Source organism: Grimontia marina, from assembly GCF_900060185.1.
Taxonomy (GTDB): Bacteria; Pseudomonadota; Gammaproteobacteria; order Enterobacterales; family Vibrionaceae; genus Enterovibrio; species Enterovibrio marinus.
On the sequence record NZ_FIZY01000050.1, the window covers coordinates 14,971 to 37,709 of the forward strand.

Annotated in this window: 22 protein-coding genes; 11 read left to right on the plus strand and 11 right to left on the minus strand. The window is 49.1% G+C overall.

The window, feature by feature from the left end:
- Genes fliE through GMA8713_RS20050 form a run of 3 tightly spaced genes read right to left on the minus strand, consistent with a single transcriptional unit; the run spans position 1 to position 2,543 of the window.
- The gene (gene fliE / locus GMA8713_RS20040; RefSeq protein WP_062713590.1) at positions 1 to 369 is read right to left on the minus strand and encodes a flagellar hook-basal body complex protein FliE; all 369 of its coding nucleotides are present in this window, start codon (positions 367 to 369) and stop codon (positions 1 to 3) included.
- A 12-nt stretch (positions 370 to 381) separates the two neighbouring features.
- The gene (locus GMA8713_RS20045; protein ID WP_062713591.1) at positions 382 to 1,713 is read right to left on the minus strand and encodes a sigma-54 dependent transcriptional regulator; all 1,332 of its coding nucleotides are present in this window, start codon (positions 1,711 to 1,713) and stop codon (positions 382 to 384) included.
- Positions 1,713 to 2,543, minus strand: coding sequence for a MotY family protein (locus tag GMA8713_RS20050; protein WP_062713593.1), 831 nt, complete (start codon positions 2,541 to 2,543; stop codon positions 1,713 to 1,715). The genes GMA8713_RS20045 and GMA8713_RS20050 overlap by 1 nt, the downstream gene beginning before the upstream one ends.
- A gap of 546 nt (positions 2,544 to 3,089) precedes the next feature.
- Between GMA8713_RS20050 and GMA8713_RS20055 the strand changes: the two genes are divergently transcribed.
- The 9 genes from GMA8713_RS20055 to lafA all read left to right on the plus strand — a co-directional run bounded on the left by GMA8713_RS20055 (position 3,090) and on the right by lafA (position 11,202).
- Entirely contained in the window at positions 3,090 to 3,887 is a 798-nt protein-coding gene (locus GMA8713_RS20055; protein WP_062713595.1) for a FliM/FliN family flagellar motor switch protein, read from the plus strand.
- A gap of 11 nt (positions 3,888 to 3,898) precedes the next feature.
- A complete protein-coding gene (fliN, locus tag GMA8713_RS20060; RefSeq protein WP_062713597.1) occupies positions 3,899 to 4,267 on the plus strand; it encodes a flagellar motor switch protein FliN in 369 nt (122 codons plus the stop codon).
- 3 nt (positions 4,268 to 4,270) lie between these two features.
- Positions 4,271 to 5,026 carry a flagellar type III secretion system pore protein FliP gene (gene fliP, locus GMA8713_RS20065; protein ID WP_062713598.1) on the plus strand — a complete coding sequence of 252 codons (756 nt, stop codon included), beginning with the start codon at positions 4,271 to 4,273 and terminating at the stop codon, positions 5,024 to 5,026.
- A 69-nt stretch (positions 5,027 to 5,095) separates the two neighbouring features.
- Positions 5,096 to 5,365 (plus strand): flagellar biosynthesis protein FliQ, encoded by a 270-nt coding sequence (gene fliQ, locus GMA8713_RS20070; RefSeq protein ID WP_062713600.1) that lies wholly within the window; start codon positions 5,096 to 5,098, stop codon positions 5,363 to 5,365.
- The gene (gene fliR / locus GMA8713_RS20075) at positions 5,365 to 6,141 is read left to right on the plus strand and encodes a flagellar biosynthetic protein FliR (RefSeq protein ID WP_062713602.1); all 777 of its coding nucleotides are present in this window, start codon (positions 5,365 to 5,367) and stop codon (positions 6,139 to 6,141) included. The genes fliQ and fliR overlap by 1 nt, the downstream gene beginning before the upstream one ends.
- On the plus strand, positions 6,138 to 7,265 hold the full coding sequence (gene flhB / locus GMA8713_RS20080) for a flagellar biosynthesis protein FlhB (RefSeq protein ID WP_062713604.1): 1,128 nt from the start codon (positions 6,138 to 6,140) through the stop codon (positions 7,263 to 7,265). Before fliR ends, flhB begins: the two co-directional genes overlap by 4 nt.
- 33 nt (positions 7,266 to 7,298) lie before the next feature.
- Complete coding sequence (locus GMA8713_RS20085; protein WP_062713606.1) at positions 7,299 to 9,392, plus strand: flagellar biosynthesis protein FlhA; 2,094 nt, start codon at positions 7,299 to 7,301, stop codon at positions 9,390 to 9,392.
- Positions 9,385 to 10,215: a diguanylate phosphodiesterase gene (locus GMA8713_RS20090; RefSeq protein WP_422615206.1), complete on the plus strand. Its 831-nt coding sequence runs from the start codon at positions 9,385 to 9,387 to the stop codon at positions 10,213 to 10,215. The genes GMA8713_RS20085 and GMA8713_RS20090 overlap by 8 nt, the downstream gene beginning before the upstream one ends.
- A gap of 141 nt (positions 10,216 to 10,356) precedes the next feature.
- Positions 10,357 to 11,202, plus strand: coding sequence for a lateral flagellin LafA (lafA, locus tag GMA8713_RS20095; RefSeq protein ID WP_062713612.1), 846 nt, complete (start codon positions 10,357 to 10,359; stop codon positions 11,200 to 11,202).
- 105 nt (positions 11,203 to 11,307) lie between these two features.
- Here lafA and GMA8713_RS20100 read toward each other — a convergent pair whose 3' ends face one another.
- The 7 genes from GMA8713_RS20100 to purU form a co-directional block, all read right to left on the minus strand.
- Positions 11,308 to 12,294, minus strand: coding sequence for an Ldh family oxidoreductase (locus GMA8713_RS20100; RefSeq protein ID WP_062713613.1), 987 nt, complete (start codon positions 12,292 to 12,294; stop codon positions 11,308 to 11,310).
- A 408-nt stretch (positions 12,295 to 12,702) separates the two neighbouring features.
- Positions 12,703 to 13,311, minus strand: coding sequence for an aminomethyltransferase family protein (locus GMA8713_RS20105; protein ID WP_062713615.1), 609 nt, complete (start codon positions 13,309 to 13,311; stop codon positions 12,703 to 12,705).
- 1 nt (position 13,312) lies between these two features.
- Complete coding sequence (locus GMA8713_RS20110) at positions 13,313 to 16,222, minus strand: FAD-dependent oxidoreductase (RefSeq protein WP_062713617.1); 2,910 nt, start codon at positions 16,220 to 16,222, stop codon at positions 13,313 to 13,315.
- Positions 16,219 to 16,530: a sarcosine oxidase subunit delta gene (locus GMA8713_RS20115; protein ID WP_062713619.1), complete on the minus strand. Its 312-nt coding sequence runs from the start codon at positions 16,528 to 16,530 to the stop codon at positions 16,219 to 16,221. Before GMA8713_RS20115 ends, GMA8713_RS20110 begins: the two co-directional genes overlap by 4 nt.
- 25 nt (positions 16,531 to 16,555) lie before the next feature.
- Complete coding sequence (locus tag GMA8713_RS20120; RefSeq protein ID WP_062713621.1) at positions 16,556 to 17,803, minus strand: FAD-dependent oxidoreductase; 1,248 nt, start codon at positions 17,801 to 17,803, stop codon at positions 16,556 to 16,558.
- 14 nt (positions 17,804 to 17,817) lie between these two features.
- Entirely contained in the window at positions 17,818 to 18,705 is an 888-nt protein-coding gene (gene folD, locus GMA8713_RS20125) for a bifunctional methylenetetrahydrofolate dehydrogenase/methenyltetrahydrofolate cyclohydrolase FolD (protein ID WP_062713623.1), read from the minus strand.
- A 15-nt stretch (positions 18,706 to 18,720) separates the two neighbouring features.
- Positions 18,721 to 19,581: a formyltetrahydrofolate deformylase gene (gene purU, locus GMA8713_RS20130; protein WP_062713625.1), complete on the minus strand. Its 861-nt coding sequence runs from the start codon at positions 19,579 to 19,581 to the stop codon at positions 18,721 to 18,723.
- A 141-nt stretch (positions 19,582 to 19,722) separates the two neighbouring features.
- On the opposite strand from purU, the gene GMA8713_RS20135 reads away from it, so the two are divergent.
- Both GMA8713_RS20135 and GMA8713_RS20140 read left to right on the plus strand, forming a co-directional pair.
- Entirely contained in the window at positions 19,723 to 20,478 is a 756-nt protein-coding gene (locus tag GMA8713_RS20135) for an IclR family transcriptional regulator (protein WP_062713627.1), read from the plus strand.
- A gap of 231 nt (positions 20,479 to 20,709) precedes the next feature.
- On the plus strand, positions 20,710 to 21,594 hold the full coding sequence (locus GMA8713_RS20140) for a hypothetical protein (protein ID WP_062713629.1): 885 nt from the start codon (positions 20,710 to 20,712) through the stop codon (positions 21,592 to 21,594).
- An 87-nt stretch (positions 21,595 to 21,681) separates the two neighbouring features.
- Here the strand turns inward: GMA8713_RS20140 and GMA8713_RS20145 are convergent, their stop codons facing one another.
- Positions 21,682 to 22,515, minus strand: a complete 834-nt coding sequence (locus tag GMA8713_RS20145; RefSeq protein WP_062713631.1) for an alpha/beta fold hydrolase — start codon at positions 22,513 to 22,515, stop codon at positions 21,682 to 21,684.
- Positions 22,516 to 22,739 lie beyond the last annotated feature (224 nt).

Genomic DNA, 22,739 nt, shown 5'->3' on the forward strand with positions numbered 1-22,739 from the left:
TTACACCGGCATCTTCATGATGTCTTCAAAGGAGGTAACCACCTTGTTGCGTACCTGCATCAAGGCATTAAAAGAAAGGCTCGCTTTCTGACTGGCAACCATAGCGCCAACCAAATCATCACTCTGACCAAGCTCAACTGCCGTCATTTTCTGGCTGGCGACCGATTGGTGCTGGTTTACCAAATCCAACACATTGGTGACCGCTTGCGAGAAGGAAAGCGGTTGGTTAGTGCCCTTCTCTATCGCTTTCACATCCATCGGATTAGCGCTGACCACGAAATCCGGCTGCGCCTGCACACGCATCGCGTCCATTTTAGTGAGCATGAGTTGCTCGGCAGACATGGCGTTGTTGATTGATTGATTAGACATGGTTCACCTCCATTAAGCCGCCGAGCCAAGGGCCGACTGTAAATCAATGCCCTGTTCACGCATTGCCTGTAGTTTGTAGCGCAGCGCTCGGGTGGTTACACCCAGCGCATCTGCTGTTTTCGTGCGGTTGCCGCCGAACTGGCGGAGCTTGTCGAGAATGAACTGAAACTCTGCATGGCGCTTGGCTTCCACATGGTTGAAGCGCTCAGCAGGCATAACAGCCAACGGGGTATTTTCCAGTTCAATCGGCAGCATCAAATCCTGAGCAGTGATGTAGTCGCCGTGGCGCATGACCAACGCACGCTGCATCACGTTTTCCAGTTCACGGATATTGCCCGGCCAGTTGTATTGGCTGAGCGCTGAAATCGCATCCTCAGACAGTCGGCATTTGCTGCTGTCCTGATACTTTTCGATAAAGAAATGGCTAATAGGAAGAATGTCTTCGCGGCGTTCGCGAAGCGGTGGCCAATGCAACGGCAGTACATCCAGACGGTAGAAAAGATCTTCACGGAATTGGCCTTTCTGTACTTCTTCACGAAGGTCTTTGTTGGTGGCAGCAATGACACGGATATCCAACTGGATGGCTTTATGGCTGCCCACGCGCTCGACTTCCCGCTCTTGCAGCACGCGCAGTAACTTGGCCTGTACCGCTGGGGACATTTCACCGATTTCATCCAGCAAAATGGTGCCGCCATTGGCTTCTTCGAACTTACCGCTTTGGGATTGCAGCGCGCCGGTAAACGCCCCTTTCACGTGTCCAAACAACACAGCCTCAAGCATAGATTCAGGAATGGCAGCACAGTTCACAGCCACAAAAGGACCATCACAACGTGGAGAATGCTCATGAACATAACGCGCCAGCACTTCTTTGCCCGTGCCGGATTCGCCGGTGATCAACACGCTGGCACTGGTGCAGGCCGCACGATGCGCAAGTTGCAGAACCTGCTTGCTTCGCCAGGATTCAGCAACAATGTTCGCCAGTGGTTTGCCCAGCGCTTCAACGCGACGAAGCAGATTTAAAAGCTGTTTGGCTTCGAAGGGGCGAAGCAGGTAATCCGTCGCGCCCGCTTTCATGGTTTCCGCAGCTAGAATGCCTTCATCCTGATTGACGATGGCAATCGCAACGCCGCCATTTCGCTGCTTCTGGTGGCAAGCCACCCATTCGCGGATGCCCATGTCTGGCAAATTTGAACTCACCAGCGTGATCGTGGCAGGTTCGCCGAGAAGTGCACTTCTTCCTGTGCGGGCGTGCCGAACCCGATAGCCAGCATCTTTCAATACATCGATGACCGGGAACGCAAGCGACTCGCTTGGCTCGACCAGCAAAATTTCCGTTTTCTTCATCATTGAACCTTTGCCGCTGTCTTAGTGGTGATTTCTTGTTGTTTATTATCTGAAGGCACAACCTGCTCTGAATCGCGCACCAGTCTGACGGTAACGCGGCGGTTCAGTGCCTGCCCTTCTTTAGTGTCATTACTTGCGATGGGATAACGCTCACCATGAGCGCGCACTTCAATCATGTCGCGCGCAACACCAAAGGTTTCCAATGTGTCTGCGACTTTCTCTGCGCGGGCGCGTGAGGTATTCAAATTGGCAATCGCACTGCCGATGCTGTCGGTGTGCCCATCAATCAAAATGGTGGTAATACGGTCGTCCAGCTTGAGATAGCTGACCATGGCATTGAGTTTGTCTTTCTGGCTGGGGGTGAGTGATGACTGGCCAAACGCAAAAGGTAAAGACAAGGTTCTGGCTTCTTTGAACGTCATGCCCGGCAGCTTGGCACGACAGCGGTTAAATGCTGTCAGGCTTTGTTGGATGCGAATCGTTGGCAGCAGGTAGGAAGCGGAAGTGTTCTTTCCGGCAAGCGAAATGTGCACCCATTGGCTGGTCTGCGCTGCATCCAGCATTTCGGTCACATCTTGTGTGAAAATCAGGGGCGAATTCGGCGTGACCCTGATATCTGACACCTCAATGCTGGTAGGCGCAGACCAGGCCGGAGCGTGTTGTGACAGCGTCGCGGTTTCAAAATGGTTAATATTTTCTTTAAGTGACGCGGAAAAATGTAATTTATTTCCCGGAAGTGCGCGGAAGTAAAACTTCCCCTCTGGAATTTCCGAATGAATTAATTGGCATTCAAAGTCACCGTATTTAAATTCCCAGGACGATAAGTCCATTGGAACCACGATCTCACTTTTTGCCAGCGCGTCATTTGAATTTAATAAAAGAAAAGTCAGAAAAACGCATAGCTGTATATTTGTTAGACAGACACAAATATATCTGTTCATTCCCTCAAACATAGATAACCTTAAGCCAATATTTATTTCACCCAACTTGGAATAATTGTCACACTGATTACCTTATTGGCGATAAGCGTCAGAAAAACCACACACTTTGCGTCAATGCAATGGCGGTAAGCTATTAAGAATCCAGTACTATCTCGGGCTAGCCTTTGTCCAGGCTTAGTTTTATAGGATTGATTAAAAGTATTTATTCCGAAGTACAATTACTGTTTGGATTAATCTTTAACCATCCATTTTTAATTTGATTAGCAAGCTACTCGCAAATAAGTTTTATTAAAAGCAGTAAAATAAAACCTTATTCAACATATGAACTAACGTCACAGACTTTAAATAACACGCTAAAAATAAATGAAAAACTCTGTGTAGACTGTGGCACACAGTGAGCAACTAGCTCCAAAGTTATATAAGCGGTAACTATAAATGGAAACGACAAACACCAGGCCTCAATTTGAGGCGGTCAGCGTCGAATTGCTGGGAAAGCCAATTCATTCGGTACGTGAAAACTTAGAAGGTTTTTTAGCGCCATTTGCGCTAACTCTGCGTCATTCCCTGCAAAGCTGGCTAAAAACCAATCAGGTCGACGTCATATTCCAGGGCGTAGAGTTACATACCCTTCGTCTCGATGACATCGACAAGGAAACACTCTCCGCGTTCAAGCATGATGACGGCGGCTTCGCCTACGTTCATCTTGATGCCGCCACACTGATTGCTCTTTCAGACAGTTTCTATGGTGCCAGTGTTGCGCGAAGCAACACCGTACTGACCGCCAGCGACAAGCGCCTTCAGGAACGTATTGGCAAGCTGGTGATTGGCAATATCGCGCCTGATGAAATGTGGACACAAAGCGAGTTTGAGCCCGGCTATGGCATGGGACTTCGCGCCACGCTGGATATCCAGTTCGGAGAGCATTCCGGCCAGTTGACCATGGACATTGAAGGCAACCTCATCCGCACATTGATTGAAGAACTGGGTTTACAGAGCGAAAAAGATCTCTCCGACGCATTCTCCCAGTCTCTCGCGACAACCCCTGTTCGTCTCAATGTGTTACTGAGCAAGAAAACCATGCCGCTCAGCGACGTACTGGATCTCGCCCCAAACGACATTTTGCCGATTGAGCTACTGACCAACGTGCCCGTCAGCATTGGCAATGAACAGCTGTTTACTGGCCGCGTTGCGGAGCAGGACGGACAGTTGGTACTGACTTTAAACCACGAATAAGGATTCCCACCGTGAGCACAGCATCTGAAACCGCTACCTTCAGTGGCGATGACCTGAATTTTGATGATTTCCAACTGGAAGATTTTGATACCCCAGCCCTGTCGCAACCTGCCGCGATGCCGGAGCGAGACCTGAGCTTTTTCAAGAAAATCCCAGTGACTGTGACATTGGAAGTTGCCAGCAAAGAAATCGCTCTGGGTGATTTGATGAAAGCTGGTGAAGGTAGCGTGATTGAGTTAGACAAGCTCAACGGCGAGCCGCTGGATGTGAAGGTAAACGGTTCTCTGATGGGTCATGCCGAAGTGGTTGTAGTGAATGACAAATACGGCCTTCGCCTGATTGATGTCGTAGACTCTGCTCTGGCCGGAGTGGGTCAGTAAGCCATGGTGGTATCCCGTTCCCTCAGAGCCTGTGCAGGCAGTATTTTGGTTGCGATGGCGCTCTTCGCTGCGCCAGCCTTGGCAGACAATGGTCTGACGATTCTGTCGGTTACCGATGGCGCGACCGAGCAGGAATACAGCGTGAAGCTGCAGATCTTGCTGCTGATGACAGCACTGAGCTTTCTGCCTGCTTTCATTTTGATGGGAACGAGCTTTACCCGGATTATAGTCGTCCTGGCGATTTTGCGTCAGGCTCTGGGTTTACAACAAAGTCCGCCAAACCGCGTGTTGGTGGGCATTGCCCTCGCGCTGACGCTGTTGATCATGCGCCCGGTCTGGAGCGACATTTACGACAACGCCTTCAAACCTTATGACGCAGGGGAAATCACCCTGATGCAGGCGTTCTCGGTAGCTGAAACGCCAGTGCGTGACTTCATGCTCAAGCAAACTCACCAAAGCGCCCTTGAGCAGATGCTGCGTATCGCCAACGAGCCACTCGACCAGAATGTCGAAGACATTTCCTTTGCTGTCGTTCTGCCTGCCTTTGTTATCAGCGAGCTGAAAACCGCTTTCCAAATCGGCTTTATGCTGTTTATTCCTTTTTTGATCATCGACTTGGTGGTCGCCAGTGTTTTGATGGCAATGGGTATGATGATGCTCTCCCCCCTCATCATCTCATTGCCATTCAAACTTGTGGTGTTTGTGCTGGTCGACGGCTGGGCGATGACCGTCGGCACCCTGGCCGCCAGTTTTGGGTAGCCGCGTAGTGAATGCTTTTGTTGCAGATGGTTTTGTTGCGTTTGGTTTATCACGAATGGTAGCTAAATCATGACTCCCGAACTTGTCGTCACCCTGTTCTCCAATGCGGTTTGGCTCATCATTCTGATGGTGGCAGTGCTGGTGGTACCTGGCCTTTTGGTTGGCTTGGTGATAGCGATTTTTCAGGCTGCCACCCAAATCAACGAACAAACCTTGAGCTTCCTTCCCCGACTGATTGCAACCCTGCTCATGGTGATTTTCGCCGGACACTGGATGCTCCGGAAAATCATGGAGCTGTTCGAATACCTGTTCCTCAACATTCCGGGAATGATTGGCTGATGGCGCTGACATTCGGCGAACTTTCAGCCATTCTCGGTCAACTCTGGTGGCCGTTTTTTCGTATCGGTGCCATGTTTATTTCGATGCCGTTTTTCGGCGATGCCTTAATTCCGGTGTGGGTGCGCAGCCTGCTGGCGCTTTCAATTGTCGTCATCACTGCGCCTTTGATGCCGGCCATGCCAGTGGTAGATTTGTTTTCCCTGACCTCACTTTTCCTTGCCTTCGAGCAGGCGGTCTGGGGACTTTTCTTTGGCCTTATCCTCCATCTGCTTTTTTCCGTTTTCACCATGCTCGGCCAGATAGTCTCACTGCAAATGGGTCTCGGCATGGCAATGATGAATGATCCGGTCAACGGCCTTTCGGTGGCGGTGCTTGGCCGTATTTTCCTGCTGTTTTGCACCTTATTGTTCCTGTCACTGGAAGGCCATCTTCTGGTTATCGACATTCTGATCCAAAGCTTTGTGATTTGGCCAGTAGGATCAGGATTAACTGCGCTTTCCCTTCAAGGGGTCATTAATGTATTTGGGTGGATGTTCGCGTCTGCGCTTGCATTGGCGCTTCCTGCCATTGTTTCCATGCTACTGGCCAACATCAGCTTTGGTGTGATGAACCGCGCCGCGCCGTCGCTCAACGTATACGCACTGGGTTTTCCGATGACCATGCTGCTTGGCTTGTTCAGCGTCTTGCTGTCGATTTCCGGTGTACCGGATAAATACACAGAATTAGTGCATGACACGCTTCGTCATCTCAACAGCTTTATGGTGGGGGGCGCATGAGCGAACAGTCGTCTCAGGACAAAACGGAACAGGCCTCGCCCCAGAAGATCAAAAAGGCGAGAGAAGAAGGCCAGATCCCCCGCGCTAAGGAATTCACTACCGCCGTGATTTTCCTTGCTGTCGCCGTCTACTTCTATAGCCAGCTCCCCGCCATTTGGGAAGCCATAAGCGGGGTATTCCGCTTCAACATGTCACTGACCAAAGCAGACCTCGAAAATCCCTTTCAGGCGATTGAACATGTCGGCCAGAGCCTCGCCATCATGATTGAGCTTTTGCTGCCGATGTTCGTGATGATCATCGTCGCGACGGTGCTGAGCTCTCTGGTGCTGGGGGGCTGGATGTTCCGTCCTGCCAACGTCTTACCCAAGCTCAGTAAACTCAGTCCGATTAACGGCATCAAGCGGATGTTTTCCACACGCTCACTGGTGGAACTCATCAAATCCACCCTGAAAGTGTCGGTCATTTCCGGTGTGCTTTACGGCTTTTTGGATAACAACCTTCAACCGCTGCTTGGCATGCAAAACCTGCCGCTCTCACAGGGTGTCGTCATGATCATGAATATCCTGTTTGAAGGCTTGCTATTGATGGGGTTTGCCCTGCTGCTGTTTGGTGTGATTGATATTCCCTACCAGCGTTGGGAACACATGAAAGAACTGCGTATGACCAAGCAGGAGCTGAAAGAAGAGTTCAAAAACAACGAAGGCCGCCCGGAAGTTAAACAGCGTATTCGACAAATCCAACAGCAGTTTGCCCGCCGACGCATAGACAAAGCCGTGCCAAGTGCTGATGTGGTGATCACCAACCCAACCCACTATGCCGTGGCCTTGAAATACGACACCAAGCTTTCAGAGGCTCCTTTCGTTGTCGCCAAAGGCGTGGATGAAACCGCCATGCATATTCAGCGCATTGCGCGGGAAAACAACGTGGAAATCATCCATTCCCCGCCGCTGACCCGTTCGATTTTTCACACCACTGCGATTGAGCAGGCCATTCCCAGCCAGCTTTACATCGCAGTGGCGCACATTCTGACTTATGTCCTGCAAGTGAAGGCTTTTCGTGAAGGGCGCGGCGACAAACCTATGTCGTTGCCGCACTTTTCGATTCCCAAACACTTGCATCACTGATTTGCTTTCGCACCACCATGAAGGACCAGAGATATGCTTAATCGGTTAAAAGCCTTCCAGGAATCAGCCAAAGGGCGCATCGGTATTCCGATTGTGCTCCTGATGCTGCTTGCTATGGTTATCCTGCCATTGCCGCCGCTTTTGCTGGATGCCCTTTTCACTTTCAACATTGTGCTGGCGATTCTGGTATTGCTGGTCAGCACCACCGCTAAACGACCGCTGGATTTCTCCATTTTCCCAACCATACTGCTGGTCGCGACCCTGCTCCGCCTGGCACTGAACGTGGCATCGACCCGTATCGTGCTACTCGAAGGTCACAATGGAGGCGATGCTGCGGGTAAGGTTATTCAAGCCTTCGGTGAAGTGGTCATTGGTGGTAACTACCTGATTGGTATGGTGGTGTTTGTCATCTTGATGATCATTAACTTTGTGGTCATCACCAAAGGTGGCGAACGTATTTCCGAAGTCAGTGCCCGGTTTACCCTGGATGCCTTGCCCGGCAAACAGATGGCGATTGATGCCGACCTCAATGCAGGGTTGATCGATCAGGAAACCGCGCGCCTTCGACGCAAGGAAGTCGCGAATGAAGCGGACTTCCATGGCTCAATGGACGGTGCGTCCAAGTTCGTTCGCGGTGATGCCATCGCGGGTATGCTAATCCTCTTCATCAACCTGATTGGTGGTGTCAGCATTGGTGTGTTCGACCACGGTCTGACAGGTTCTGAGGCTATGCGTACCTATGCGCTGCTGACTATCGGTGATGGTCTGGTCGCCCAGATCCCGTCCCTCTTGCTGGCAACAGCTGCGGCTATCATCGTGACCCGTATCAACGATTCCGACAACGACATGACGGAAACGGTACGTAAGCAGTTACTCGCTACCCCCGCCACGCTCTACACAGTCTCAGGCATCATGGTCATCATTGGTATCGTACCGGGCATGCCACATATGGCGTTTTTCACCTTTGCGGGTGTGCTGGCTTTTGCAGGCTGGCGACAAAGCAAAGCGCCGGTTGAAGACACGCAACTGGACGAAGTGGCCGCCATTTCTCATGTGATGCAGCGTGAGGAAGAAGCGAACCTGAGCTGGGATGATATTCCCCACGTGCATACCCTTTCGCTGGCGCTGGGTTATCGCTTGGTGCATCTGGTCAATAAAGATCAGGGTGCACCACTTACGCAACGTATCCGCGGTGTCCGCCGTCATCTTTCTGAACAAATCGGCTTCCTGCTGCCGGAAGTGCGTATCCGCGACAACCTGAGCCTGAAACCGAATCAGTACACCCTTTCCCTCAATGGCGAAGTGATTGAGCAAGGCTTTATTGAACCTGACCGTTTAATGGCCATTGCCGTCGGCGAAACCTATGGTGAAGTGGACGGCATTCTCGGCAGCGACCCGGCGTATCAATTGCCTGCGGTCTGGATTGAACATACCGACAAAGCCAAAGCACTCAACATGGGTTATCAGGTTGTCGACGACAGCACGGTTATCGCTACCCACATCAGCAAGGTAATGAAATCCAATCTCGCCGATTTGTTCACCCATGACGATGTTGATGCGATGAACCAACGCCTGACTCATCAGGCACCTAAACTGGCGCAGGCATTGAGCGCAGCACTGACACCCGCGCAGCAACTCAAGGTTTATCGACAATTGCTGTTAGATCAGGTGCCGCTTTGCGATATCCGCACCATCGCCAACACCATGTTGGAGTCTGCGGAAAACACTAAAGACCCAATTCTGGTCGCGGCGGATGTGCGCTGCACGCTTCGCCGTACCCTGTTCAATCTGGTCGCGGGTCAGAAAAATGAACTGAATGTGTATGCCCTGTCTGACGAGCTGGAAAAGATGCTGCTCACCTCATTGCAACAGGCTCAGGCAAGCGGCCCCGTGATGTTGGACAGCTTCCCGATTGAGCCAAACATTCTGGGACAATTCCAACAGAACCTGCCGTTGATTCGCCAGCAACTGAAGCAACAAGGTATGGCGCCAATCCTTCTGGTGATGCCACAACTCCGCCCATTGATTGCACGCTACGCCCGCACCTTCACACAAGGACTGGCGGTGCTTTCTTACAACGAAGTGCCGGAGAACAAACAGATCAATGTGGTAGGAAACCTTGGCTAATCTCAATGTTCACCAATTGATGCTTAAAACGCTCACTGTGTTGATTGAACAGCATGTCGATACGGAAGACGACATGCTGATCCTCGACGCCTTTCGGCAGAACGATATTAAACATGTGTGCCAGGCCATCCGCGATGTCAAAACCGCGGATGTTGTCTATCAGCACGTGACACTTCGCTTCGGTAGCCGCGGTGAACAAAGTGTTTACCGCTTTGAGCTATCCGAAGGCATGCGTTTTGCGCTCGACCTTTACAGCCTTTATCTCGCGCTGCGTCAAAGCCGTTTTCAAATCGACACCTTTCACCCCAGTTTGTTGAACCATATTGTGGTGCCGATTGATGCGAATGCCCTGCTTTGGCGAAAAGGTCATGAAGCACTGCAACAGATGTTGGCGCTGGATAAACGAGCATTCCGCTTCGTCATTCCCTCTCTACAAATTCAGATGCCGGAAAAATCCCATCCGCAGTTGGTCTCTTTGATAGCCAGAATGCGCGCCCATGCGGGAGCACTCTGGTTCGATATTTCGATTCCCTGCCAGCAGCTTGAATTTATGAGAAAGCACCTGCCGGATAGGGTAAAGCTCGCCATTTCTCTGGATAGCAAAACGGACCGACATGCTCTTTTGCCCGTGGTGCGTTTTCTTCGTACCCATAAAATGCCATGGGTAGCGGGACGCGTAGCGAGCCAGGGTGAGCTGAGCCAATATCGTCTGCTTGGCGCGACACATTACTTTGGTTACTTCAGCGACATTCCGGTTTCCATGTCATTCAAACCTCTGACAGATCAAGAATTATTGGGACTTGAACCTGAATTCACGGAATGAAGATCACTAAACAATAACGAATCCTGCCAATTCATTATTATTTTTAATTTTCCGGTTAATCCTTTCGAAAAACCATCCGCCTCTAGTTAGTGAGCAGGGGAGAACCCGAAGCCTGATAAACAGTTAACCAAGGAGCTTAGAATGGCTTTATCAATGCACACTAACTACGCGTCGCTTGTTACTCAAAATACTCTGAACAACACAAGCAACCTTCTGAACAATGCGATGGAGCGTCTGAGCACCGGTTACCGCATCAACTCAGCAGCTGACGATGCAGCAGGCCTGCAAATCGCAAACCGTCTGGACAGCCAGACCCGCGGCATGAACGTGGCAATGCGTAACGCACAAGACGGCATCTCTATGATGCAAACGGCGGAAGGTGCGATGGATGAAATGACCAACATCGTATACCGCATGAGTGACCTGGCGACTCAAGCACTGAACGGTTCTAACGGCGCTGACGAACTGGCAGCACTGGATGCAGAATACCAACAGCTGACGGCTGAGCTGACCAACATCATGGATAACACCAGCTTCGGTGGTAACAAACTGCTGAAAACCGGTAGCTTCGCTGCAGGTGCGGTGAGCTTCCAAATCGGTGCAACGTCTGCTGAACGACTGGCCGTTGACGTATCTGCAGAGCTGGGTGATCTGGACACGGCTGTGGCAGGTCTCGGCGACCTGACGACAGCAGCAAACGCTGACGCCGCTCTGAAAGCACTTAAGGAAACTGACGGCGGCATTCTGAAAAACCTGGGGCAAACCCGTGCAGCATTCGGTGCGAACATCAACCGTCTTGAGCACACCATTGTTAACTTGGGTAACATGACTGAAAACACCGCTGCTGCTAAAGGCCGTATCACTGACGCCGACTTCGCGGTTGAGTCTTCAAACATGACCAAGAACCAAATGCTGATGCAGGCAGGTACCACTGTTCTGTCTCAGACCAACCAATTGCCTGGCATGGCGATGTCCCTACTGCGCTAATCGCGCGAACGATTCTTCTTTGTCCAGAACCGGACTTTTTTCCAAGCCTCCTTCGGGAGGTTTTTTTGTTTTTGGAGAAGCAGGACTATACCCAAACATAACCCGTTACTGGGGGCCGTTAGATAATCGGATCGCTAATTCCCAGAGGGATTCAGGCACTTCTACTTCTTTCATTTCATTGATAAACTGGCCAGGCAAACGGGTTCCGTCATCTTGAGAGACAAGATCAGCCACCTGCTGACATCTTTCATAAAAGTAATCAGAGTTTGCCGGGTCTATGATGAGGAAAAACTGCCCTAAATCGTGGGGGGCACCTTGTGGCGCTTTAAGCGGCTTAACGAACTGAGAAGCGATTCCGCCCGTCATACCGGCTGTCAGCAACTCCGCCATCAGGCCAAATCCCCAACCTTTGTACCCTCCCGCTGAAACCAAAGAGCCCGCTAAAGCCTTATGCGGGTCAGTGGTAGGTTGGCCATGTTCATCTAACGCCCAGCCTTCAGGAATCGACTCTCCTGCTTCTTTTGCCATGGTGATTTTCCCAAGGGCGACCACTGTGGTGGACTGGTCAAACTGCATGGCGATTCCGCCTTCTCCATCAGGTACAGAAAAAGCCACGGGGTTAGTGCCTATGGTGCGAATCTTCCCACCAGGGGGCGCAACAATGGGAGAAGAGTTGGTAAAGCCAATCGCGACAAAACCATGACGCGCCAATTGCTCGGTGAAAAAACCTAACGAGGTGCAGGTATGGCTATGACCAATAGCCAATGATGCCGTGCCGTTTTCGCGAGCCGCTGAAATCGCAGCAGGTAATGCGCGCTCAAAAGCAGGTTGAGCAAAGCCATAATTGGCATCGACTTTCACAAAACCCGGCTTTGGCAAAGTGACTTCCGGCTCTGCATCTTTTGATACCCTGCCCGAAACGAGTTGCTCGCAATAACTTTGCAAATAATACAACCCGCAGATCCGGTTGTTCCGCGATTCATTTTTAGCAACGGCATGGGCAACAGATTCTGCAATCCACGGCAACGCTCCATGTTTTTCTAACGCTGTTTTACAAACCTGATGAATCTCAGAAATTGTAATCACTGGCATATATACTCCTTTCGTATTTAGCACCCAAATCAGACCTTTCCTTTGTTTACACCCGAAGCCGATAAGCCCGACAAACGACAGGAATAAACACGTCTGGTTTGTGTGTTGATTTTATACCCAAACAATCTGAAGATGCTCGCATTCAGAGGTCATCAATGCGTTCAATTCGAGTTAAATTTCGCGAGGAATAGCCGTTCTATTTCCGTGGAATTTAACGATGAAGTGGGCGCATTGAGGGCCTCCCTTCGGGCGAGTTGACTGACGTCGTGCTCTTTGTTGTTCCTTTTTGATGGAGGTGACTACACCCGCAAAGGAACGCCGCGATCACAACGCCAGTCAAACTCGCTGAATCCTGCATCTTCAGGTTATTTGGGTATATATGGTCAACTTACCCTCGGATTTCCTCTCTTAGCTGATTGTGGTGGTGGTTTGTTGAAACTCTTCGGCGGCATCATCAAGCGCTTTCCACAAATAATCTGCACTGGAAATATCACTCATGATGAGAAAACGCGTTTGCTCAAATTCGCTCTTTGATACGTTGACTACGACAGAAGAAACACGCGCCACGGATGTTTGAGCAATGCAACCCCGCTTAAAGGTGACACCGCTAAGATCGACTGCACATACTTTGGCAAACATTTCCGGACAGTCGTCGCCAGTCAGAACAAACAGCGCATGACTATGCTGACAATACAAGCGGGTTACCTGTTCGCGCTGATCTGCCTCTTTTTCAAGTTCTATCATAGCGTCAGTGTTTTGGTCTTTCTTATCGACTAGCCAAAATTCAGTGTGGCCGAGACGCAGAATCCATAAACCATTGGACGTTTTAAGCGCGCGATTGGGCTGCTCCGGTATCAGTATTCCATGAGCTTCCAGAAATGCAGCGACCTGCGCTCCCCTAAAGCCGATACGGTTAGACGTCGTGGCATCATAGAAAGAAATAGACGACAGGTGATGCTCCTGCTCGATGCAACTCTGTCTGCGTTCCGGCTGAGCAGTGACTGAAAACAAACTCATGTTAATTGACCTCCTGTCGTTCACCTTCCGGATCGTAAAATGGCAATGGGATGACTTCCGGCCACACTTCTTTTCCGTCCACACGGATTGGGATTAAGGTTCCCTTTTCTTGCTGGTCAATACCCACGAACGCCAGTCCGATATAGGCATCCAAGGTGGTCGAATATTCACAGGAGGTGACATTCCCTGTGATGTTGGAATCCGCTCCTGCTTTATCCAACACCAGATGTCCCTCCTCTGGCTTAGGTGACGACTTGTCGAGCTTAAAGCCAACCAGCTTGCGGGTTTGCTGGCGGCGCATCACGATATCTACCGAGCGTGAACCGACATAAAACGGCTTGGCTTTTGCGATCGCCCATTCTAATGAAAGCTCACCCGGGTGAGACATGCCATCCGTATCCTGCCCGACGATGATATGGCCTTTTTCCAGTCTTAGCAGTCGCTGCGCTTCTACCCCGAAAGGCCGCATGCTGAACGGCTCACCGGCTTCCATCAGAATGTCCCAGATGTTGAGCGCAAACAGGGTCGGCATATGAATTTCATAGCCTAACTCTCCAACAAATCCGACACGCATCAGTCGCACTGGCATCCCTCCAATGTGCCCTTCCCGATACTCAAGATAAGGAAAAGCTTCGGGGGAAAAATCCACATCGTGACAAACTTTCTCAAGCACTTTTCGCGCGTTGGGACCTGCCACATTCACTGCAGAAAACGCCGAGGTCACGTTGGCAATATCGACATCCAGCCGCCATTGCGCATTCCACTTTTTCATTTCACGGTAAACCGCATCGACGCCGCTGGTTGTTGCCGTGACATAGTAGTGGTCCTCTGCAATCCGGCATGCGACACCGTCGTCAATCACCACACCCTGTTCGTTGGTCAGCACAGCGTAGCGGGTTCTGCCGACGGGTTGCTTTACAAAGGCAAAGGTGTACATGCGGTTCAGGAATTCCGGCGCATCAGGCCCGTAAACTTCAATACCGCCCAACGTACTAACGTCAATGATCCCGACATTCTGTCTAACCGCAGAGGCTTCATCCTGAATCAGCGCATTGCGTTGCGATGTCTCCCCATAATAAGCGGGACGTCGCCATGCGCCAGCAGGCATAAATTGCGCCCCAAGGCTTTCGTGTCTTTCATGCATTGGGGTTTTACGCACAGGATTGAAAATCCTACCTGCTAAGTACGCCAGTTTCTCGGGAATAAACGGTGGCCTGGCGGTCGTCACGCCCGTTTCACTCACGGTTCTGTCTGTTGCCATGGCCACCAAACGCGCACTGGGTAGTGCGGAGTGACGGCCCTGTGAAGGACCCATCCCTACAGTGGAAAATCGTTTAACCAACTGAATATCCCGATAGCCTAAACGCGTGGCATTGATGATGTCTTTAGATTGCAGATCTTCATCAAAATCAACGAAGTCTTTTCCTTTAGGGTGCGGAAATATTGGCCACGGAAAGTTAGTTGAGACGTCACATTGAACCTTGATGCCAGCAACCTCTGAAAAACCCAGCTGCTGCAAACATTGGTAAGCTGCACGTTGTCCGTCTGCAATGACCTTATCCAGTTCATGAATGCCATTCACTGAGCCCGCAATGTGCAGATTTGCCGGGAGATTCTTCAAGGTGAACCGGGCTGAGTTATCGTCGTAGCTTAGCTGGGCACCTGCCTGACACAGCAGTTGGTAAGTCGGCATGTATCCCGCAGACATACAGAGTAGATCACAAGAAATGGTCGAGACTTTTTGTTCGACACCGTAATCCTCGTTGATCGAATATACGTCCACCGCTGACAGACGGTTATTTTTTGCTGTCGCTTCATAAACCGTTGCGCCAAGGATGACCGGGATACCCAAAGATTTCACGCTATCAACCAGATCTTTTCGCGGCTGGGATTGGCGCATATCGACGATAGAAACAACATCGACACCCTGCTCTGCCAACTCAATAGCCGTTAGATACCCATCATCATTTCCGGTTAACACAACGGATTTTTTGCCTGGTCTGACGGCGTAGTGCTTCATCAATCTCATGGCTGCGCTGCACAGCACCACGCCTGGGAGATCATTGTTTCTGAACACCACATGCTGCTCAAATTCACCCGAAGCGACAATGCACTGTTTGGCTCTGATTTTGTACATACGATTACCCGTCTGTACTGGCAAATAGTTATCTGCAAACCAGGCGTTGCAGACAGCATCTGTCATTACACGGATTTTCGGATGATGAGTCGCGATCGAACAGAGTGCTTTCAGCATTTCTTCTGTCGTCTCGCCATCGATATCAAATCGGTGGTAAGTGAGTGCACCGCCAAGTTGCTTGTTCTCATCAACAAGGATGACTTCTGCACCATTTTCTGCAGCGGTAATGGCAGCATTCAGGCCCGCAGGCCCCGCCCCCACCACCATCACATCACAGAACAAGTAGGCTTTGTCGTGGTATGTTGGCTCGAAGTCCAAGTCAGCCTCACCAAGCCCTGCTTTTTTACGGATGAGCGGCTCCCACTTATCCCAGATACCTTTAGGTTTATAAAACGCACGATAGTAAAAGCCGACGGGCATAAACCGACCCACTTTTTCTAACATTGCATCGGCGTCTTTTTTCAGTGACCCGTTGTAGTTTTGCCCCATCACCACAGGTGATTCAGCAATACCTATCCGGTCTGCCAACACATTAGCTTCTTCTGGAAGTTGAACCAGTGTATTTGCATCCTGACCAGCCATTGAAAGTGGTCCGCGCGGCCGATGGTATTTGAACGATCGGGACAGCAGCCATTGATCGTGAGCAACCAAGGCACTTGCAACCGTATCGCCATCGAACCCGATATAGCTCGTACCTTCAAACTCAAACCGCACACGCCGATCGCGTGAAATCAAAGACCCCATTGGAGGCGCTAGTCGATTTGCATCAGTCATTGCTTCCCTCCTTGTCCTTGGTTAGGGACGGCATCAAAAGAGACCCTTTTTGTGAAAATCTCGCTTGGATCGTAGGTATCAATGATCTCGTCAGAGGCTGTGTGTCTTTCAGCAATAAACCAGTAGCCGGACGCACTGTGGAACCACCATTCCTGAACGACTTTGATGTTGTTGTCAGCATAAAAAACGTATTCGGCCCACTCTTTGTCAGAACACTCTTGATGGTTTGGCATGGCTTTCACTTCCCCACCGTAGACAAACTCATTGATGTTTCTTGGACCGTTCAAGGGGCATGGCATTATCTTCATGAATACTCTCCTAGGGTCTCTTGGCCTAGTGACTTGCGGCCGTAGCCCCCATTTCGTTTACCTGTCGGAACACGTCAAATCTATCCATCGAGAATGGCGCAATCAGCTCCGGCACTTTTCCACCTGAGGCCACCAATTCGGCCATGGTTTTTCCGCAAATCGGTGTCGACTTAAATCCCCATGTTCCCCAACCTGCGTCCAAGTAGTAGTTCTCGACTGGGCTCAACCCCATGATCGGGCTATAATCGCTGGTCATATCTGTCGTGCCTGCCCACTGTCGAAGCAACTTGAAATTCGCCATGAATGGAAACATTTCAATAGCACTCGCTATCAGGCTCTCTTTGAGATCCAGCGTCGATCGGGTGTTATAAAGCGGATAAGGATCAGACCCACCACCAAAGACAATTTCCCCGCGGCCGGTTTGTTGAACGTAGCAATGCAGTGCGGAAGAGCTGACGAGAGGATTAAGGAACGGTTTAACGGGGGTGGTGACCATGGCTTGAAGTGGGTAACTGGTGAGGGGCATGCGAAAACCCGCCATCCCGGCAACAATCGAGCTATGCCCAGCGACGGCCTGCACCACACAACCGCACCCCACGGTGCCCCGGTTGGTTTCGACAGAGACAACCTTCCCGTACGAAGTATTAACACCTGTCACTTCCGTTAACTGGTGAAGCTCTACGCCACGTTGGGTTGCACCTTTTGCGTATCCCCAAGCCACGGCATCATGCCTTGCAGTCGCGCCATCAATATGCCAAAGCCCCGCCAAAATCGGCATATCGGCAGGGTTCATGTTCAAGGTAGGCACCAATTCGCGTATTTGCTGCGGATCGATCAGCTCAGTTCTACCGCCAAAATGTTTATTGACTTCCGTACGCTGCCGGAACGAGCGAACGGTGGCATCAGTGTGAGCCAGAGTCAGTTGTCCGCGGGAGGAGTACATGATGTTGAAGTCAAACTCGTTAGAGAGATTCTGGAATAATTTGACGGACTCACTGTAGAACTTAACGCCTTCTGACGTTAAGTAGTTGGAGCGGATAACGGCGGTGTTCCTTGCCGTGTTCCCGCCACCCAAATAGCCCTTTTCGAGAATCGCAACATCAGTGATACCGTGATATTTGGCAAGGTAATAGGCAGTAGCAACGCCATGTCCACCACCACCAATAATCACTACGTCATAGTGATGCTTTAGATCGCTGGGGATCGGTAAGTCCGCATCCTTCTCAAAGGGATAGTCATTCGTCAGACCATATTTTAAAAGCGAAAAAGGCACAGCAGACTCCTTTCTTAACGTGCTTTGACAACAGGCTGTTTGACGCCTCGTTGTTTGGCTGCGACCAGTGTATTTTTGATAAGGCAAGCGATGGTCATAGGGCCAATGCCTCCCGGGACAGGGGTTATTGCTTTGCAGATATCAGCGACATCCGCAAAGTTAACGTCGCCGACCAGTTTGCGTTTTCCGTCTTTTTCAATGGCGTTGATGCCGACATCCAAAACCACTGCACCGGGTTTGACCCATGCACTATCCAACAATTCGGGGACACCGACAGCAGCAACGAGAATATCGGCTTGTTTGCAGAGACTTACAGCATCTACCGTTTTTGAGTGCACCACGGTGACAGTGCAATTGGCTTGGAGCAGCATGCTCGCCATGGGCTTGCCAACGATATTGGATCGGCCCACGACAACGGCATGTTTACCCGACAAGTCGCCAACTTCCCTTTTCAGAATTTCAAGGCAACCTAACGGTGTACAAGGGACAAGATACGCCTGCCCAGTAGCCAGTTGCCCGACATTCATGGGGTGAAAGCCATCTACGTCTTTTTCAGGCGTGATCAGGTTGATAATGCGCTCTTCTGAAAGATGTGCTGGTAAAGGGAGTTGAACGAGAATGCCATCGATATCATCACGCTCATTCAGATCGGTCACAATGTCATCAAGCGCCTGTTGGGAGCATGACGCGTCCAAATGAGTAACCACCGAATGCAATCCCGCTTTTTCAGCGGTTCGGATTTTGTTGCGAACATAAATCGCACTGGCAGGATCTTCTCCCACCAGCACTACCGCTAACCCAGGACGCTGATATCCAAGCGCAGTCCTGGTTTTCACTTCCTCAGCCATCTCCTCAACCAAGCGCTCTGCAAGCTGGCGACCATCAATAACATTCAAAGACACAATCACCTCTGCTGACTATTGAAAGACAACGGTTTTGTTACCGTACATGAACACACGATGTTCCAGATGAAGCCTGACAGCCTGTGCGAGTGCGATGGTTTCCGTATCCCGGCCAACCGCCACCAGTCTGTCTGAAGAATAAGTATGGCCCACAGGCTGAACACTCTGCTGAATGATTGGGCCTTCATCGAGATCAGAGGTGACGTAGTGCGCCGTAGCACCAATCAGCTTTACCCCGCGAGCATGTGCCTGATGATAAGGCTTGGCACCTTTAAAACTTGGCAAGAATGAATGATGGATATTGATGGCTTTGCCATGAAGTTTTTTACAGAGATCGTCTGAGAGGATCTGCATGTAACGAGCAAGGATAACGAGCTCAGTGTCTGTCTCTTGAATGACATCCAAAAGTGCAGCTTCCTGTCTCTGCTTGTTTTCAGCATTGATAGGTAGCCAGATAAAACGAATACCGGCTCGCTCAACAATTGGTCGCAGATCTTTATGATTGGAAACGACGGCGGTCACCTCCATTGGCAACTCGCCATTTTCATGCCTGTATAGAAGGTCCTTCAAACAATGATCGAACTTACTCACCATGATGAGCACGCGCATAGGCTTTTCGACATCAAAGAATTCCCAGTCCATATGGAATCGACTGACTTGTTCTTCAAACCCTTCCCTTATCATCTCCAGATCGACATCCGGAGATTCAATCCGACACACGGCACGCATAAAGAAATTGCCATTTTCTTCGTCATCAAACTGATGCAGCTCGGAGATATAGCAGCTAAGACCCGCCAGATAGGAAGTGACTGCCGCAAGAATCCCACTCGATGCATCACACGTTGCCTTAAGAATAAACTCCTTTGACTCTTGCATGTTCCATCCTGTTGGTTGCTTTACGTACTTTGCGATTTGATATGTGAATTGTCATTAAATTGACAGTACAGATGGACAAGAAAACAAAATAAACACATATTTTATTCATATTTGAATTTTCTATTTACATGTGAGGAAAATATGAGCAAAGCGGACTATCAAGTTCAGTCCTTGGCAAAGGGATTGGAAATCATTGAACTGTTCGATGCAGAGCACCGAATTCTCAGCACCAATGACTTTGCTGAGCGTTTGGGTGTCAGTCAGTCGTCTATCTACCGAATCATCCAAACTTTGTTGGATAAAAACTACCTACGAAAAGTTGCCAGAAACGCATATACATTGGGGCCCCAGGTCGTTTCGAGGGGATTTTCTTTTTTGGCCGGGCAGGGTTTGGTCGACATTGCGGCCCCTCACCTCAAAAAGCTGAGAGATGACACCAGTATCTCTTGTCATTTGGCAATTAGGGATGGCCTGGAAACGCTATACGTATATCGTGCACAGGCCTCGCAGCGGTTGTCAGTCAATATTCCTTTGGGAACCAGATTGCCTTGCCATACCAATGCAATGGGTCGGATTTTGCTCCAGCAACTGAGCGACATTGAGCTCAGTGCCGTCTACCAATCGATTCATCTAGATATGTACCCTAAGCCCCACCCCCAGACTTTTCCAGAACTGAAGCACTTACTCGCCAAAGAAAAGAAACAGGGTTTTGCCTTGAATCGCTCTGATAACGCAACAGCCATTGCTGCGCCCATCACTGATTATCTGGGTAACATCATTGCAGCCATCAACATTTCAGGTGCAGAGCAAATTATGGATAAGCGACACCAATTCGAAGCAGCCAAAGAAAGTCTACTCAATACTGCCAAAACGATTTCCTGCGAAGCACCTGCTTGACCTCGTTTGAAAGCTAAAGCTCAAAACGTCTTCCTCCGAGTAAGCAGAATTCTGCTACTTCATGTTGTTTGGGTATATCAATAGGCAGTGACTTTTCAAGCATCGAGCCAGCTAGCGTACAGAAGGAAAAGAGTATATCTATCTCAATAAAAATAGACGTTTATAGTGCATATCTAGTTCAGATCTTTCATGATAATGAACAGACATGACCCATTTCATAAAAATGAGCCTATGAGTTTGATTGAATCACCACCCAGTGAAGTCACTGATGAAGATATTGATAGACTAGATTTCCTCCTTAAGGACATCGACTCTGACATAGCACTGTCTATGGCCTATGTCAGACGAGTACATCAAGTCTCATTTAAGGACCTAAAGAGTAAGTTTATCGGTATCAATGTCGACACACTTCAAAAGTACATGCAGCCCTCTTATCAAGGCCACCGTCCTCTTCATGTTGTTGCTGCATTCAGCTGGATGATGATGGTACCTATGACTGCCTTTTACTATGGTTTGAGATTGAGAGAGTATTACCGTGGTATGGAAGACGCATCAGTTGAAGCATTAATAAGAACTGGAAAGATACCTTTGTGTCAGTTTAATGCTGTCCTGACCATTATTACTCAACTTTATTCAGATAAAGACAAAAAGGAGTTTGATGTATTTCGTTCTGAGCTTGAAGGGATAAAAGAATATCAGGGTATAAACTACGACAACCTCCTCCCGCCAGAAAGGTTGGATCTTGAGGTATTTGGAGAAGATTACTATCGATCATTGGCTATCAAACTAAAAAAGTTTAGAACTGCGTTCTCTATTTCAACTGAGACAATGTGCAGAGTTCTTGGCATATCGCAATACCAATACCAAATACTCGAAAATGAAAATAAGCCGGTTGCTTTCTCAGTTGCTGTTGGATTCAGGGGAAAACTTGGGTTCAAGTTGAATTCCCATGTAAGCTTCACCTCCGAAATGACTTCTTTCCCTCAATTTCACTACCTCCGTGTTGCTCAGCACGTTCGCGACACACTTATCGTTGAAGCGATGAGACGGTTAAATAGCAAACAAAAGAAACATGTCTCTCAAATTCTATTCTCCTTATCAAAACTTTACATATAAGACTGTGATTTCAAAGATTTGATTGAAAATAGTCAACGTAAAATACGCAACAAATTACGTTGACCATTATTCTTAATCTTCTGATAATTATGATGATAATTTATATAGAGATTTTTCCACATTGACCGCAGAGGAAGCTAGCAGTATAAGTGCCGTAGCCACAATTTCAGGATGCTCCAAGTGAGCCAAGTGATCTGAGTTTTTAATCTCCATGTACTGGCTGTTTGGCAGTTGTTCGCAGAACTCTTTGGCTATTTTTGTTGTGACATAAGGATCATGCTCAGCAGCACAAACAATTGCTGGAACTGTAATTTTTTTAATGTTGCTCGGTTTGTGGACAAGCAGTCTAATTGAGTTATCAAAAAACATACTAATACGCGTTTCATCAAGGTTTGAGATGTTCTTTGCCATTGCTTTTTTGATGACTTTAGATCGGGGAATATTTTGATCGTCAACAGTGAGTGAGTTGATAAACGTGTCAGCAAATTCACGTTTACTTTGCATTGCTGCGGCAATCATTCTCTTTGTTGCGGCAATACCTGATTTTGGAATACCAGGAACGCCACCACAAATACTAAGAGACTTAACACCTCTCCATATGCAACATAATTCTGTAGCAATAGCAGTTGCGTATGAGAAACCAATAACATGTGCAGCTTGTATATCCATATAATTAATGAAATCAAGCAACATTTGGCTTTGCTCTTGAATTGAAACAGATACGCCTAATGGCTCAGCGTAACCTGTTCCGGGAATCTCTAACGTAATACATGTAAGTGTCTTTGAGAAACTCTCAGAATAGAACCTCACACTTTCAATATCTTGAAGTGCGCCAAGTAAAAATATAGCGACTTGCTCAGTGGATTTATTTTCAGTCATTGAGTAGCGGTACAGTTTGCTGTTTAGAATTACGTGTTTCATCTTTAATACCTCATAAAAAACGAGGTAAAACTATATCCGCTTACAACTGACAAGATCACTGTACAATATATCGTTCTGTATATGTTTTTCTTTTAACTAGTCGGCCCTGAATTACAAATAAGACACTGATCTATTTGATGATCTCATCGATCTTCCTACCCTCATATTGCAAGCTTTTTAAGCCTCCCCTTCCAAAACCTTGCAATTTGGGTGATGAAAATGAA

Bases quoted from the DNA above. Each gene is read 5' to 3' on its own strand.
- GMA8713_RS20145 (WP_062713631.1), bottom strand. From the start codon at position 22,515: ATGAAACACGTAATTCTAAACAGCAAACTGTACCGCTACTCAATGACT.
- GMA8713_RS20115 (WP_062713619.1), bottom strand. From the start codon at position 16,530: ATGAAGATAATGCCATGCCCCTTGAACGGTCCAAGAAACATCAATGAG.
- flhB (WP_062713604.1), top strand. From the start codon at position 6,138: ATGAGCGAACAGTCGTCTCAGGACAAAACGGAACAGGCCTCGCCCCAG.
- GMA8713_RS20045 (WP_062713591.1), bottom strand. From the start codon at position 1,713: ATGAAGAAAACGGAAATTTTGCTGGTCGAGCCAAGCGAGTCGCTTGCG.
- purU (WP_062713625.1), bottom strand. From the start codon at position 19,581: ATGCAAGAGTCAAAGGAGTTTATTCTTAAGGCAACGTGTGATGCATCG.
- GMA8713_RS20140 (WP_062713629.1), top strand. From the start codon at position 20,710: ATGAGTTTGATTGAATCACCACCCAGTGAAGTCACTGATGAAGATATT.
- fliE (WP_062713590.1), bottom strand. From the start codon at position 369: ATGTCTAATCAATCAATCAACAACGCCATGTCTGCCGAGCAACTCATG.
- lafA (WP_062713612.1), top strand. From the start codon at position 10,357: ATGGCTTTATCAATGCACACTAACTACGCGTCGCTTGTTACTCAAAAT.
- fliR (WP_062713602.1), top strand. From the start codon at position 5,365: ATGGCGCTGACATTCGGCGAACTTTCAGCCATTCTCGGTCAACTCTGG.
- GMA8713_RS20100 (WP_062713613.1), bottom strand. From the start codon at position 12,294: ATGCCAGTGATTACAATTTCTGAGATTCATCAGGTTTGTAAAACAGCG.
- GMA8713_RS20055 (WP_062713595.1), top strand. From the start codon at position 3,090: ATGGAAACGACAAACACCAGGCCTCAATTTGAGGCGGTCAGCGTCGAA.
- GMA8713_RS20050 (WP_062713593.1), bottom strand. From the start codon at position 2,543: ATGGACTTATCGTCCTGGGAATTTAAATACGGTGACTTTGAATGCCAA.
- GMA8713_RS20105 (WP_062713615.1), bottom strand. From the start codon at position 13,311: ATGAGTTTGTTTTCAGTCACTGCTCAGCCGGAACGCAGACAGAGTTGC.
- fliP (WP_062713598.1), top strand. From the start codon at position 4,271: ATGGTGGTATCCCGTTCCCTCAGAGCCTGTGCAGGCAGTATTTTGGTT.
- fliQ (WP_062713600.1), top strand. From the start codon at position 5,096: ATGACTCCCGAACTTGTCGTCACCCTGTTCTCCAATGCGGTTTGGCTC.
- GMA8713_RS20135 (WP_062713627.1), top strand. From the start codon at position 19,723: ATGAGCAAAGCGGACTATCAAGTTCAGTCCTTGGCAAAGGGATTGGAA.
- GMA8713_RS20085 (WP_062713606.1), top strand. From the start codon at position 7,299: ATGCTTAATCGGTTAAAAGCCTTCCAGGAATCAGCCAAAGGGCGCATC.
- GMA8713_RS20110 (WP_062713617.1), bottom strand. From the start codon at position 16,222: ATGACTGATGCAAATCGACTAGCGCCTCCAATGGGGTCTTTGATTTCA.